This window comes from Candidatus Phytoplasma ziziphi, from assembly GCF_003640545.1.
GTDB classification, from domain to species: Bacteria; Bacillota_I; Bacilli_A; order Acholeplasmatales; family Acholeplasmataceae; genus Phytoplasma; species Phytoplasma ziziphi.
This window is the reverse complement of the sequence record NZ_CP025121.1, coordinates 110165-126063: the sequence shown is the minus strand read 5'-3', so window position 1 is coordinate 126063 and position 15899 is coordinate 110165. Positions and strand designations below refer to the sequence as shown.

Genomic DNA, 15899 nt, shown 5'->3' with positions numbered 1-15899 from the left:
AAAATTAAAATTGATATATTTTTATTTATGAAATTTAATTTTAGAAATAGCTTTTTCTCTATATTTATAAATTTGTTTTTTTGTTATATTTAATTTTGATGATATTTCTTTATCATCTAAAACATACTGATAAGAATCATTTTCTTTTGAAATTCCATAACTATATATCAACACTTGATATTCAAACGAATTTAATATTTTTTTTATTTTATTTAAAAATATTTCATGATTAAGTTTTTTTATATATATTTGATGAGGATCTAAAATTTTAGGAAAATAGGGATTATAATCATTTTGTATAATAATCTCTTTTTCGATATATTGAGATGATAAAATTTCAATATTTTTATTTAATTTTCTATTTTTCTTATTATCATTATAAATTCTTATAGGAATCGAAGGAGAATAACTCAAACGAATTAATTTATCAATTTCTTGCCTAATTTTTCCTTTAGCAAAAGTGACAAAATCACATTTATATTCTTTATGAATATAATTAATTAATGCACTATCAATAACCAAAGTCCCTTCGTTTACCAAATCTTTTATTTCTAAAATTCTAGGATAATATTTGATTTTATAAATGATATTTAAAATTACATATTCATAAAATAATAAAAATATTTTTTCACGAATAAAATTATTTTTATAATTTTCTTTTGAATAAATTTCAAATAATTGATTAATTTCATTTTCTATTTCTAAATAATTTTTAATATATTTCACCATATATAATTTCCTTATCTTATTTTTATTTATCCTTGACGATAAAAAATAATAAAAAAAATTATAATAAATAATTTTTTCTTTAAATAATAAAAAGAAAAAATGTTTAAAATATAGGATGCAATAAAAAATGCCATAATTAATTTAAAGAATTTGGATTTTTAAGAATTTTGATTTTAAAGTTAAAATTTATTTTTTTTACCTAAATTAAGGAGACATTTTATTTATGTTATTAAATACAAATGAAAAAACAAGTTGTCCTAAAGGATATTTATATTTTAAAAGAAAACAATTTATTAGAAAAATATTTAGAAATTAAACAAAATAAAACATATCAATTTAAAAAAGAACGTTTTATTCCGTGCTTGCTCTTTTTTTAGTTCCTTGTTATTACTAATTTTGTTTTAAAATTGGCGATTAGTTAAATTGTTGTTTATTAACTATATGTTAATACCATATATAAATAACTACTTACTTTAGCTAAAAAAAATAGAGTTTAACTTTTAAGTTGAACTCTAATAAATAAAAACTGTTTGATTACCTATGGTAATGAGAGATAAAACGAATAATAAATTATTATATTCACAAATAAATTCAAAAATAAAAACTTTTAAAATTTAATTCATTATTCGTAAAAAATAAATAAATTAACGAATTTATTTTATATTTACCGATATATTTGTTATAATATTTAAGAAATTGAAAAATATAATTCATCTTATAAAATAGAATTTTTTTAAAAAAATTTATGAAATTATTTTAATTTTTTAGAAAAAAATAACATAAAAAAATAGTATAAGTTTGAATTTTTTAAACTGTAATCAAAATATTAATCCGTACTTTATACATTTTAGAAAGAAAATAATTCAAAAAATGAATAAAATTTCATTAAGAAAAATAATTATAATTTCCTTTCTTATATCCATGTCTTTAATTATGGAGTTTATATTAACTAAACCAATTTTTGGTGCTAATTGTCAAAACTCTTTAATAAAATTAGAATTATTACCACTTTTATTAATAGGGTTTTTTTTTGGTTTTAAATATAGTATTTTATCTAATTTGCTATTTGTTCTTATACATATTATTTTAGAAAGTTCGCATATTTTTCATGGACATAATTTATTAAAAGAAATAAATCATGATAAAACACTAATAATAAGTATTTTATTATTTTTATTTATAATTCCTTATATTGCTTGTTCTTTGACAGGTTTGTTTCGGTCAAGTCATTCTAATAATTTATGTAAAAATAAAGATATAGTAAATAGTTTGTTATTGATTACAGTTATTCAAATTATTTCTTATGCTATATTTAGTTTTATATTTTACCCCAAGACAAATTCTAATCATATTTTAAAACATATTTTCCATGATCATGATGACGGGGGTAATATAGTTATTTTTTTATATTTCTTTTTTTCAATTATAATAACTAATTTAATTATTAGTATTTGTATCTTTTTTATAAAAAAATTTGTTAAAGAAAATGAAATTTTTTTATTTTAATCTAAAAATTTTATTAATTTGTAAATTATTATATGAAATTATCTACTATTTTCAAATAATTAAGCCTAGGCGAATAAGATACGGGAATTTGATATAAATTTTCTTCAAAAATTTTATAATTAATACTTTTCATTTTAGAATTTTGCATATAATCATTTAAAAAATTAATCGGAAGATAAAAATATTTATTTTTAGCTTTAAAATTAATAATAAAAAAAGCGATGCCATGAAATTGTTCTATAAGTTGTAATTTTTGTATTTGATGTGGAGGTATATTAGATAAAGAAAAACTAGTTTTATTATTAGTTTCTTTAACATCAAAACATAAATATCTGCCGCGATAAATACCTTGATAATCAGGTAAAGATTTTGAATGATAATAAGCTTCAATAATTTTAGCTCTTTGCCTAGAAGAATAATCAACTTTAACAACTTGAATCGGTATTGCATTTTTATAAATTAAAGCAATTTTTTTATCTTGATAAAATAGATTAGTTAAATTAATATCTCGTTCTAAATTCATACCTAAATTAGATTTATTTATGTGTTTTTTTTGAAAAGGATATTTAAGCATTTTTATTATTTTACTTTCTCTATATTTTTAAAAATATTGTCAGTTTTTTATTAATAACAAACTAATAATATTTTATATTATAAAAATTTTTTATTAGGAGTTTTATCGCATATGCAAGAAATTGGTTTATCAGTCTTAGGAGGAATAGGCGAAAATGGAAAAAATTTATATTTATTAAGAATCAGTTCCTCTTATTTTGTTTTAGACTCAGGATTAAAATATCCTAATATGTCTATGCGCGGAATAGATTCTATAATTCCTGAGTATACTGCTTTAGAAAAAATAAAAAAAAAAATTAAAGGTATTTTTATAACTTCTGCTTTCGAAACTCATTCTGGTTCTCTTCCTTATTTAATGGAGTATTTACAAGCTCCTATTTATGCTTCTGATTTTGTTATAAATATTCTGAAATCTAATTTAGAAAATCATAAAAATTTAGATATATCTAAATTAGATTTTAAAACAGTAAATGAAAATTCTGAAATTGATTTCATAGATACAAAAGTAAATTTTTTCGGATTGGCTCATTTTTTACCAGAAACTTTAGGTTTATCTTTTGAAACATCTGAAGGTTATCTAGTATATATTAGTGAAATGCACTTTTTACAATCTAAAAATCAAAATTTTCAAACTAATTTTTTAGCTTTATCTAAATTAAATTCTAAAAAAGTTCTAGCATTAATGATCGCTTCTCAAGGAGCTTTTAATATTGCAAAAAAACACAAAAGCGAAGCTTTAGAATATGCTCTAAGTAGTTATTTTGCAAGTATACAAAATAATATTATTATTTCTTTTTTAATTCCAGATTTACTAAAAATTCAATTAATTATCGATATCGCAGTAGAATTTAATTTAAAAATAGCTTTATTAGGTAGAAAAAATGAAAAAATTGTAGATATCGCTATTCAAAAAAGATACTTAAAAATTCCTAACGGTTATTTAGTAAATTTAAAAGGCATGCAAGATTATTTAAAACATAAAAATTTAGTAGTAATTATAGTTGGAAAACGTTTTGAACCTCTTTATCGCTTACAAAGAATGTGTAAACAAACAGATCGATTAATGATATTACACCCTAAAGATAAAATTTTGTTATTATCGATTGAAATAACTGGAATTGATAAAATTCAAACTAAAACTCTAGATGCTTTAGCTCGTCATGGTTTTGTCGTTGACTTATTAGTAAAAGATTTATTAACAGCTTCTTATAATTATGAAGAAAATTTCAAATTAATTTTACATTTATTGAAACCTAAATATCTTTTGCCAATTGCAGGAGAATATCGTCACCAATACCAAATGAAAAAAATTGCTAAAAATTTTGATTTTCCTGAAAATAAAATTTTTATGCTTGAAAACGCTGATGATTGGAATTATAATTTTAAAAATGCTCCTTATATTAATAAAAATTTCTTTAACAAATTAGGAGAATTTTTAATTGATGGAACGCCAGTATTAGAAGGTAACGATTGCATTATAAAAGATCGTGAATTATTAGCTAACGATGGTGTTATTATAATAGCTTGTAATTTAGATTTAAAATTTAAAAAAAATGTAGGCAATAATATAGAATTAATTAATAAAGGTTTTTTAGATAAAACGAAAATTACTTCATTAGTATCAGAATTAAAAATTGTTTTCTCTAAATTAATTGAAGATTTTTTAACAAAAAATAGACAAACCAAATGGAGTGATTTTAAAAATTATTTAAAAGAAGAATTATCAAAATTAATTTTTAAAAAAACACAAAAAAAACCAATTATCATACCTATTTTAATAACTATTAATTCATAAATTTAAAATCACAACTAATAAAATTTATAAAGGAAATAAACAAATGGATTTATTAAATAAAAATCCTGAATTAAAAAATTTTGATATATTTTTTTACGCTCTAGGAGGTCTAGGTGAAGTCGGAAAAAATATGTATATTCTAGAAATCGAACAAAAAATATTTATCATTGATTCAGGTATTTCTTTTTTTGGAGATTCTTTTTTAGGTATTAATTATGTTATTCCTAATTATGAATATTTATTACAAAACGAACATAGAATTGTTGGTCTTTTTGTTACGCATGGCCACGAAGATCATATTGGTGGTATTCCTTTTTTATTAAAAAAAATTAAAATTAATAATATATTTGTTTCTGGTATAGCATTCAATTTAATTGAATCAAAATTAATCGAACATAAATTACATAAATATATAAGAATCATGACAAAATACAATAATGATTCTAAATTTAAATTCGGAAATACAGAAATTTCTTTCATAAGAATGAATCACTCTATCCCTGATACTTTTGGTATAGTATTCAACAATAAAGATAGAATTATTTTTTATACAGGAGATTTTAAAATCGATAATACACCTGTTGGTCCTTTAGCGGAATACGATAAACTCGCGGAATTAAATAAAAAAAATATTTTATGTCTTTTGTCTGATTCTACAAATGCACAAAATAAAGAAAGTATTCCTTCAGAAAACGAAATAAGAAAAACCATCGATCAACTATTTTATAAAATTAAAGGAAGAATTATAATCGTTACTTTTGCTTCTAATTTTTACCGCATCAAACAAATTATTGAAGCTAGTATTTTAACAAAAAGAAAAATAGCTATTTTCGGACGTAGTATGGAAAAAGCTGTCGAAAACGGAATCAAAAACGGTTATCTCAATATTCCAAAAGACACAATTGTAAATGGAAATAATATAGAAAAATATCACAATATTACCTTAATTTGTACTGGATCGCAAGGAGAACCGCTGGCCGCTCTTAGCAGAATGGCGCATGGTATTCATAGACAAATTAAATTATTTAAAAAAGATACGGTTATTTTCTCTTCTTCTCCAATCCCTGGTAATCAAGATAGCATAAATAAAGTTTTAGATTTGCTTTTCAAAATGGATGTAGATGTTGTTATTCACGGAGACGTTGTTAATACTCATGCTTCAGGGCACGCGAGTCAAAACGACTTAAAATTAATATTAAATTTAGTTAAACCTAAATTTTTTATTCCTGTACACGGATCACATATAATGTTAATGGCTCATAAAAAATTAGCTATCGATTGCGGTATTAAATCTGAAAATATTTTTATTTTAGATAACGGAGATGTAGTTGGTATCAATGAACAATCTGTTCAAAAATTAGATAGTAAAATAGCAGCAAATAATATTTTCATTGATGAATCAGGAACAGATGACCTTAGTAATTGCGTATTAAAAGAAAGAAAAATTTTAAGCGAAGAAGGGTTATTTTCTATTATCACAAGTATTAATTTAAAATATAAAAAAATATTAAATTTCCCAATGATTTTTTCACGTGGTTTTATTTACATGAAAAGCAACAAAGAATTAATGAAAAAATTCTCTTTCGAAATTAAAAAAATAATAGAAGATTATTTATATAAAAATGACAAAATCAATAAAAATCAATTAAAAAAGATTATTGTGGATTTTATAACTCCTAAAATTTATGACTTAACTTTAAGAAAACCAATTATAATTCCTATTATTTTAACAATATAAAAATTACTTTTATTTTATATTTACAATAATTTACATATTTTTATATAATATTAATATATTAATTTATGTTTTAGAAAAATAAAATGAAAAGAGTTTATATTTTTTATCATGAATTTTAAGGAAATATATAATAAATTAAAAAAACCTATTTTATTAAATAATTTTAATATCGAAATTAAGAATAGATATATTCCACAAAAAAATAAAAATAAAAAAAGAGAATGGTTTTGTGAAAATTTTCAATTTAATTTCGAAAATAAAGATTATTGTTTGCTAGAAGTAATAATTAAATTTGATCATATTGACGAAGATAATCCAGAATTTTTTTTACAACCAGAACAAATCATTCAAATTGTTAAAAGTAAATTAGAAATGGAAGAATATTCTGAAAATAAATATATTTTAACAGTTTATAAATTTCGACAAGCGGCAGAAAAATAAAAAATCTTTAGTTTTCTGCTTTAATTTTTAATTCATATTGTAAACTATCTCATTTATAGATGGTTTTCTTTTTTTATTAAAAAAATTTAATATTATAACAAATTAATGAAGATAAGTGAAAAAAATGCCAGAATTACCAGAAGTAGAAATTACAATTCGTAATTTAAGAAAAAAAATAATTGGTTCTCGAATAGACAAAATAGAAGTTTTTCACCAACCTTCATTACAAAGTATTCATAATTTGAACAATCTCGAACAAAAAACTTTTGTAGATATCGAAAGAAAAGGTAAATTTTTATTATTTTTTTTAAGCTCTGATTGGGTTTTAGTAGGACATTTTCGGATGGAAGGCAAAATATATATTCACGCTTTAGAAGAATGTAAGACAATCCACAAATATGAAAATTTTCGAATATTTTTAAATAATCATAAAATTTTCCGATATTATGATTTTAGAAAATTTGGACGTTTTCATTTATACAAAAAAGAAACATATTTAGAAGAAAGCGGATTAAATCAATTAGCCCAAGATCCGTTTTCAATAAAAGCTTTAACTCTTTTTAACAAAATTAACAAAAAGAAAACAGTAATTAAAAAAATTTTATTAGATCAAAGAGTAATATCAGGAATTGGTAATATTTATGCTAGTGAAATTTTATTTTTGGCTAAAATTCATCCTGAAACAAAAACAGATTCTTTAACTTTACAACAAATAGAAATCATTATCTCAAAAGCAAAAAAAATATTAAAAAATGCAATTTCTTATGGCGGCACTTCTATTAGTAGTTTTGAGGCTTTGGGAGTGAAAGGTTCTTATCAACACCAACTCTTAGTTTATAAAAAAGACAAAGAAAATTGTTCTCTATGCAAAAATAAAATTCACAAAATAAAAATAGGAGGAAGAAGTTCTTATTTTTGTTCTCAATGTCAAAAACATAATTAACAACTATATAAATCAAAAGAGGTGATTTTTTGTTTACATTACAAAAATTTAATATCAAAAATAATTATATTTTGAATAATGAAGAACAAAAAATTTTACATTTACTTTATCAACCTTTGATAGGTTTAGGAGCTTTAAGTCTTTACAATACTTTTTATTTTTTAAACCAAAATCATAAATCACAATTTAATTATAATCACCAATTTTTATTTGATTTATTAAATATTGATGAAGATACTTTTATCAAATATAAAGAAAAACTTGAAGTAATTAATTTATTACAAACTTTCGAAAATAAAACAAAAGAAAAACTTTATTTGTTAAAATCTCCTTTAAACTATATTAATTTTTTTCAAGATCCGATTTTAAATCAATATTTATTAAGCGAAATAGGAGAAGAACTTTATTCACAATTACATAATTTTTTTGATAACAACGAAGAACAAAAAATATTAGAAAATTACGAAAATATAAGTAAAAATTTTTCAGACATTTATCGTTTTCAAAAAATACATCTACCCAAAACAATAAATAATTTTCAACATTTTAAAAATAACAAATCCTCCTCTTCATTACAAAAATATTTTAATTATGAAATTTTTATCGAAAAATTACCACAACGTTTCAAAAAACCTTTTTTATTAGAATGGAAAAGTATTGAATATATTACAAAATTAAGTTTTGTTTATGGACTAAAACCTGAAGAAATGGCATCTTTATATAAAGAAACTTTTATCAATAAAAATAATGAAAATATAGATTTAAATAATTTAAAAATAATTTTAACTAGAAAATATTTCAAAAAAATAACATTAACTAATGTCCCTAATATAAATGAAGAAAATGAAATGATTCTTTACTTAAAAAACACAGAGCCAAATAGAATCATAAAAAATTTTGCTACAAGTGCTCATATTTATTCTGATTTAATTGATATAGCTTTCAAATTAATAGAACAAACAAATACAGATATTGGCGTTATTAACGCTTTACTTATGTATGTTTTAAAAATAAAAAAAAATACAAATAAAAACTTTATTCCTACTTTTAATTATTTTAAAACTATTTTAAATTCATGGTCTAAAAAAGGAATTATTTCGACAGAAACAGCCTATGATTTTTTAATGGAAGATAATAAATTTCAAAATACACAAACCTATAAACACAATCGTCCTAAATGGTTAGATGAAGTAGAAAAAGAATTAGGTTTGGATGATTAAAGGTGTTTAAATATCATGTGTCCTTTCGAAAAATTAGATTTTCAAAAAATTAAAGAATTCGTTCAACAACATGACGAAACTAAAAATCTAAAAATAAATGATGAAGATATTATTGCAGTTTATAACTATTTAAAAAACAAAGATCAAAAAAATTGTTTTGGTTATCAAATGATTTTAAAAACAAAACCTTATATTTCCATTATTTACAAAGAAACTTCCAAATCTAAACAAATTAATTTAGAAAATAATCTATACCAAAAAAATATTTTATTTCATCAAAATTTAAATTTAGATAACATTGAATTAAAAAATTTTGAAACACAAAATTCTTCGACTAAAGAAAAAGCTTTGATGCAAATAAAAAATATAATTAAAAATTTTTCTAATATAAAAAAAGGATGTTATTTTCACGGAAAATTTGGTACAGGAAAAACTTTTCTTCTTAAAAGTTTAGCTAAAAATTTAATTAAAAAAAATATTCCTGTATTATTTATTTTTATGCCTGATCTAACAAGACAATTTAAAAATACTTGGAATAATAGTGATATTTTAGAAAATAAATTTAATTATTTAAAAAACATTCCTTGTTTAATTTTAGATGATTTTGGTTCCGAAAACATGAATATTTTTTTTAGAGATGATATTTTTTTACCTCTTTTATATTATCGTTATGAACATAACTTGCCAATTTTTTTTAGCAGTAATTTTGATGAAAAAGAATTACAAAATTATTTCAACTATAATAAAGATTTTCATAATGAAATCAAAACCCTAAAAATAATCAGAATTATTAAAAAATTAACTGATTTTTATAATTTTGATTCTTATTAAAAGAAAAAATCCTTTTAATATAATAAAACCCAGTCATTTAATGATTGGGTTTTTTCTCTATATTGTTTTATTATAAATTTAAATATTATTATATTTAAATTTATAATAAAACAATATTTAATAACTAAAAATCAAAAATATACAATAAATTTACAAAGATAAAAAATAAATTTGGTCAAATAATTATCAAAATGAAATTACAAAAGGCAATTTAATGATTAATAAATAATTAAAAATAAGTTAATTTCAATTAAAAACATTATTGAAATATTATGACTTGTTTTTTTTTTAATTTATAATATGTTTAATTTACATATAATATATAAAATTTACAATTTATAATATGTAAAACTATAAAAAAAGTAAGGATTTTAATTTATGAAAAAAATGGATTTAAGAGATTATTATCAAAAACATAAAAAAATATTAATTATTTCGTTTATATTAATTATTTCGTTTATCATGATATTATTTGCAAAAAAAATATTTGATTATACACAAAAAGATACTAATAAAAATAAAACAAAAAATGAAGAAGTAATTAACGAAAGAAATTCATCTAATTTTATTTATTCTGTTCCAAATGAAATAGGTCAGTTATTCCCTAATTTAGACATGGGCTCTTATTCATGTTATACTGATACACAAGAATTTTTATCATCAAATTGCTTAAGAAGTCCTTTTTTTAAAGAAATTGTAGATGAAAACGAATTAAATAATTATAATGAAGAACAAAAAAAGGAAATTATTCATCAAAAACCATATGAACTTCCAAGAAAATTAAAATTTGGTTTAGTCGAACAAATCGAAAAACCTAATGATTTTACAGAATGTATAGGTACCCATGGAGGATGGAACAAATCTTTTCACAAAAAAGATAAAAAATTTATTTTTAAATTACGAGAAAATGCAAAATTTGAAAACCAAATACCAATAAACTCCAATACAATAAAATATACTTTTGATACTTATAATTCCAAATTTGGAGATTTTAAAGAAATTATAGGTTTCGAGGAATTAAAAATTTTCCCCAATGAAAATTATAAATTTGAATTGATTTTACAAAATAATAAAAGTTTATATGAAGTTATTAAATTTTTGAATTACATTGTTTTATTAGAAAAAAACAGTTTCGAAAGATCTTGTGTTAATGAAGGAAATAGAGAAGAAATAAAATATGGTACAAGTTTGGATCATCCTTTAGTTTCTTATGGCCCATTTAAAGTTAAAACTGGTTATAACGATTCAAAATGGATTTTCGAAAGAAATCCAGAACATTTTGAACCATTTAATTCGCATTCAGATTATGAAACAATTAAAATACTGATAGAACACAATAGTGGAAACGCAATTAGAGAAAAAGAACTATTTGAAAAAGGCGAACTTAGTTTATACGTAGTAGAACATGGAGCTGAATTAGATGATAATTTTTTTAATAAATTTCAAAAAGATTTATTTTGCGCACCTGAAGAATATTCTTTAACTATTAATTTAGAAGGTGAAAGAGTAAAAAATATAAATTTAAAAAAAGCTTTATTTTATGGGATTGATAAAAAATCCATTACTAATGTTTTTTTACATCCTACATTGGATTATATGAACGATACATATTGTGATAAAAACACTTCTATTTTCCCTTATAACAAAACCGAAAAACATCAAAACAATATTTTGGAATGTTTCCGAAAAGATTTATTAGATTTACACATAAATACAGAAAATATAGAACAAAAAATTATTAATTTAAAAAATAATTTAGGTTATGACCAAGAATTAGCAAAAATGTTTTTTCACAAATATATCACAGAAACAAATTCACAGGGTGATATTATATTATTTTTAGCAACTAGAGATGGCGTAATTACAAATGAAAAAATTATCGGACAATTAAAAGAACAAATAGAAAAAATATCTAATGATGGTAATCATAAAATTAAGATAGAATATAAACTAAATGATTTTTCAAGTTCAGATATTAATATTAAAGTAGCAGGACGTAACCCAGAATGTTTTATATCTGAAGAAGAGAAAAAACGAATACAAGACAATAGTAGCACAAGAAGAACATATAAATTAAGTTCAGAACAAAACAAACAAATACCGGAATTAGAAAAAAAAGTTTATCAAAATTTATTTATGATACCATTATATCAACCGAAACAAGTCAATTTTTTAAAAAATGTAGAAACTGAATTTAATAAATATTATTCAATTTTTGGATTTAAAAATCAATCGTATGATTCTTTAAATTAATTTAAATAAAATAATTTTTTTTAAAAACAAAGAGAGGCAAATAATGTTTTCGAATTCAATAAAAAATATATTAAAATTATTTATTATTATTATTTTGTTAATAATTTTAAATTTTGCTCCATTCGGAAAATTTCAACCAGAAGGAAAACAAATTTCTGAAACGGAAATGATTTCTAAAATATCACGTAGCTATATTAGCGAAAGCATAAAATATAGCAAATATAAAACAATGTTTCTTCAAGATAAACCATTTTATCAAATAAGACAAATTTATAAAATAGAATTGAAAACTAAACAGGGAGAAACATTTTGTTCAGATATTATTAAAAATACTAAAGATGAGATTAGTTTTGAATTAATACCTAGACATAAAGTATTTTATCAATGGTTAGATATTAGACCTTTCAGTTGGTTTTTAGATATTTTAGCATTTTGTTTTAATCAAATTCAGTTGTTCTCTAGTTTGATATTTTCTATTTACATTATTCTTGCTATCAATCGCGAAAAAGGTAAATTAAATTCTAACCCTCTTATATCTTCCAAACAAAAATCTTACTTTACTTTCGAAGATGTTGCCGGCAACGAAGAAGAAAAAGAAGAAATGAAGGAATTAATTGATTTTTTAAAAAGACCTCAAAAGTATACTTCTGTAGGAGCTAAAATACCTAAAGGTGTTTTATTAGAAGGGCCGCCAGGAACAGGTAAAACCTTATTAGCGAAAGCTTTAGCTGGAGAAGCTAATGTTCCTTTTTACGCTGTAGCTGGTTCTGAATTTAAAGATCAATATTTTGGCGTTGGAGCTTCTAGAGTTAAAAGTTTATTTAAAGAAGCTATTAACAACGCTCCTTGTGTGGTGTTTATTGATGAAATAGATACTATCGGAAGACAAAGAGGCGATATCAAAAATGATGATGGTAGTATTATTAACCAACTTTTAACTGAAATGGATGGTTTTACTAAATCAAAAGGAATTATTGTTGTTGGAGCTACTAATAGAGCGGATATGTTAGATTCAGCTTTATTAAGACCAGGAAGATTCGATCGTAAAGTTTTAGTTGGTTTGCCTGATGTTAAAGCTAGAGAAGCTATTTTAAAAGTTCATGTTCGTAATAAAAATATTTCTCCTGATATTAATTTTAATCAATTAGCGAAACAAACTCCAGGTATGAGTGGCGCTCAATTAGAAGCAGTTTTAAATGAAGCTTCTATTTTAACAGTAAGAAATCAAAAAGAAATGATTACTATGGAAGATTTAGAAGAAGCGATTGATCGCGTTTTAATGGGTCCAGCCAAAAAATCAATTAAATATACAGAAGAAGAAAGAAAAATGGTGGCTTACCATGAAGCTGGACACGCCGTTATTGGTTTAAAATTAGAACACGCTCAAAAAGTTCAAAAGATTACTATTATCCCAAGAGGTTCAGCTGGTGGTTATAATTTAATGTTACCTGAAAAAGAAACTTTCTTTTCTTCTAAAAAAAGAATGTTAGCGAATATTATTTCTTATTTAGGCGGTAGAGTAGCTGAAGAATTAGTTTTTGACGATGTTTCTAATGGAGCTTGTGAGGATTTTAAACAAGCTACTAAAATAGCTAGTTTAATGGTGACTAAATATGGAATGAGTGATTTAGGTGTTTCTCAAGATTCTGATTTTTCTGATAAAAAAGCGATTGATACAGAAATTAAAAAAATAATAGATCAATGTTATCAAGAATGTCAAAAAGTGATTAAAGAAAATAAATCTTTATTAGATAAAATAGTTAATTTATTATTAGAAAAAGAAACTATTAATAAAGAAGAGATAGATTTATTAGTTTAAAAACAATCTAAAATAAATAAAACGCTCTTTTAAAAAAAAAAAAAAATAATTTTTTAAAATAAATATTGGGATTGATCTAAAATAAATGTTTTTTAAAATTACCGTCAAAAGTAATTATTAATAGTACAAATTATTTTTTCAAATTGTTACAATTTCAAAAGTAAATTTTAAATAATAAAAAAATAATATTTTATAAAATAAAAAAAGACCATCTTTCAGAGATAGTCTTTTTTTATTTTAATATTTTATTTAAAAAAGATAATGTATATTTTTTATTATTATTTTTTAAATTGACTATGATAAAGGTTATAATAGAATCCTTTTAATTCAAGTAATTCATTATGTTTACCTTTTTCAATGATAACACCATTTTTTAATACTACGATAATATCAGCATTTATAATTGTAGATAAACGATGCGCAATTATAAAAGATGTTTTGTTTTCGCATAATTTTTGAATAGACTTTTGACAAATCATTTCCATTTGAGTATCAATAGCCGAAGTAGCTTCATCTAAAATTAAAATAGAAGGGTTATTTAATAAAGTTCTAGTTATCGTAATTAACTGTTTTTCGCCTTGTGATAAATTATCTGATTCTTCGTTAATGATGGTTTGATAACCTTCTTCTTTGGCCATGATAAAATCATGAATTTGAGTTTGTTTTGCTACTTCTATAATTTCTTCTTTTGTTTTGCTTTCGTTACCATATTGAATATTTTCTAAAATAGTACCTTTAAAAAGCCAAACATCTTGTAAAACTAATCCTAAAATTTTTCTTAAATATTTTTTTTGTAATTGTCTAATATCTACTCCATCAATTGTTATAGAACCTTCATCAATGTCATAAAATCTAGTTAATAAATTGATTAAAGTTGTTTTTCCTGAACCAGTAGAACCAACAACAGCTACTGTTTGATTTTTATAAACATCTAAATTAATATTTTTAAGAACAGGCGAATCTTTATAATAACCAAACGAAACATTTGAAAAAGAAACAAAACCTTCTACTTTATCTAAAGTAATACAATTAGGTTCATCTTCTTTTTCTTCGGTTTCATATAAAAAGTCAAAAACTTTTTGGATAGCAGCTTTAGTTGATTGAATAACGACAAAAATTTGACTTAAATCATTAATAGGATTTCCTAAACGCCAAACATATTGAATAAAAGCTTCGAACATCCCTAATTGAATTGTGCAAAAACCTAAAGTAAATAAAAAACCTTTATCATCAATAGGAAGCATTAAGTAATACCCCATAACAATAACAATAGTTAATATAATATATGTAAAAGAATTAATAATAGGAATGGCTAAACTAGAAAAAAAATTGGATTTAAAAATCATTTTAGATAAATCTTGGTTAATATCTTTAAATTCTTTAATAATGTTTTTTTGTTGATTATATAAAATAATTTCTTTATGACCGTTAAATTTTTCTTGTAAAAAACCATTATATTCAGATGTTTTATCGAATCTTTGAATAAAAATATGACGAGATTTTCTGTTAATAATAAAGATCACAATAAGTGAAAAAGGAATCATTAAAGAAATAACAAAACCTAAACGCCAATTAACTAACAACATACAAACTAATAAAATAGCTATATTAAAAAACGCACAAATAATAGAAGCAAAAGTTTGTTGTAATCCATTCGAAATGATATCGACATTATTAGTCATTTTATTCATAACATCGCCAACAGTATTTTGATCGAAAAATTTAATAGGTAATCTATTAATTTTTTTATAAATATCTTGGCGCATATTTTTAATTCCTTTATGGATGGAATTGATCAAAAATTTGTTATAAATAAATTTGCTTATTGCGCATAATAAATATAAAACGACATTTATGCTTAAAAAAAACAATATATGTTTTTTATAAGCGTTTTGATCTTTATGATTGTTTTTATTATTAATAAAGTTTAAAATTTTTTCTCCTTCAAATAAAGGAATGTAACATTGAATTACAGCAATTAAAAAAATTAAAATAATACTAATTATTATTTTTTTTTTAAAAGGACGTAAATATTTATACATCTTTTGCAT

General features: G+C 21.8%; 12 protein-coding genes. 9 read left to right on the top strand and 3 right to left on the bottom strand.

Annotation, left to right across the window (positions count from 1 at the left end; genetic code table 11):
- Positions 1 to 21: 21 nt before the first annotated feature.
- The gene (locus tag CWO85_RS00675; RefSeq protein ID WP_121463786.1) at positions 22 to 729 is read right to left on the bottom strand and encodes a hypothetical protein; all 708 of its coding nucleotides are present in this window, start codon (positions 727 to 729) and stop codon (positions 22 to 24) included.
- An 870-nt stretch (positions 730 to 1599) separates the two neighbouring features.
- On the opposite strand from CWO85_RS00675, the gene CWO85_RS00670 reads away from it, so the two are divergent.
- The gene (locus CWO85_RS00670) at positions 1600 to 2235 is read left to right on the top strand and encodes a hypothetical protein (protein WP_121463785.1); all 636 of its coding nucleotides are present in this window, start codon (positions 1600 to 1602) and stop codon (positions 2233 to 2235) included.
- A gap of 28 nt (positions 2236 to 2263) precedes the next feature.
- Here CWO85_RS00670 and recU read toward each other — a convergent pair whose 3' ends face one another.
- The gene (recU, locus tag CWO85_RS00665; RefSeq protein ID WP_121463784.1) at positions 2264 to 2809 is read right to left on the bottom strand and encodes a Holliday junction resolvase RecU; all 546 of its coding nucleotides are present in this window, start codon (positions 2807 to 2809) and stop codon (positions 2264 to 2266) included.
- 111 nt (positions 2810 to 2920) lie between these two features.
- Between recU and CWO85_RS00660 the strand changes: the two genes are divergently transcribed.
- From CWO85_RS00660 to ftsH, 8 genes are all read left to right on the top strand, one after another.
- Positions 2921 to 4603 (top strand): ribonuclease J, encoded by a 1683-nt coding sequence (locus CWO85_RS00660; RefSeq protein ID WP_121463783.1) that lies wholly within the window; start codon positions 2921 to 2923, stop codon positions 4601 to 4603.
- A 43-nt stretch (positions 4604 to 4646) separates the two neighbouring features.
- Positions 4647 to 6341: a ribonuclease J gene (locus CWO85_RS00655; RefSeq protein ID WP_121463782.1), complete on the top strand. Its 1695-nt coding sequence runs from the start codon at positions 4647 to 4649 to the stop codon at positions 6339 to 6341.
- Between the two features lie 108 nt (positions 6342 to 6449).
- Positions 6450 to 6782: a hypothetical protein gene (locus CWO85_RS00650; RefSeq protein ID WP_121463781.1), complete on the top strand. Its 333-nt coding sequence runs from the start codon at positions 6450 to 6452 to the stop codon at positions 6780 to 6782.
- A 124-nt stretch (positions 6783 to 6906) separates the two neighbouring features.
- Positions 6907 to 7725 (top strand): DNA-formamidopyrimidine glycosylase, encoded by an 819-nt coding sequence (gene mutM / locus CWO85_RS00645; protein ID WP_121463780.1) that lies wholly within the window; start codon positions 6907 to 6909, stop codon positions 7723 to 7725.
- A 29-nt stretch (positions 7726 to 7754) separates the two neighbouring features.
- On the top strand, positions 7755 to 8945 hold the full coding sequence (locus CWO85_RS00640) for a DnaD domain protein (RefSeq protein WP_121463779.1): 1191 nt from the start codon (positions 7755 to 7757) through the stop codon (positions 8943 to 8945).
- A 15-nt stretch (positions 8946 to 8960) separates the two neighbouring features.
- The gene (locus CWO85_RS00635; protein ID WP_121463778.1) at positions 8961 to 9776 is read left to right on the top strand and encodes an ATP-binding protein; all 816 of its coding nucleotides are present in this window, start codon (positions 8961 to 8963) and stop codon (positions 9774 to 9776) included.
- Between the two features lie 378 nt (positions 9777 to 10154).
- On the top strand, positions 10155 to 12029 hold the full coding sequence (locus tag CWO85_RS00630) for an ABC transporter substrate-binding protein (protein ID WP_121463777.1): 1875 nt from the start codon (positions 10155 to 10157) through the stop codon (positions 12027 to 12029).
- Positions 12030 to 12072: 43 nt separating this feature from the next.
- Positions 12073 to 13848 (top strand): ATP-dependent zinc metalloprotease FtsH, encoded by a 1776-nt coding sequence (ftsH, locus tag CWO85_RS00625; RefSeq protein WP_201736600.1) that lies wholly within the window; start codon positions 12073 to 12075, stop codon positions 13846 to 13848.
- Between the two features lie 278 nt (positions 13849 to 14126).
- On the opposite strand, the gene CWO85_RS00620 is transcribed toward ftsH, so the two are convergent.
- Positions 14127 to 15899, bottom strand: a complete 1773-nt coding sequence (locus tag CWO85_RS00620; RefSeq protein WP_121463776.1) for an ABC transporter ATP-binding protein — start codon at positions 15897 to 15899, stop codon at positions 14127 to 14129.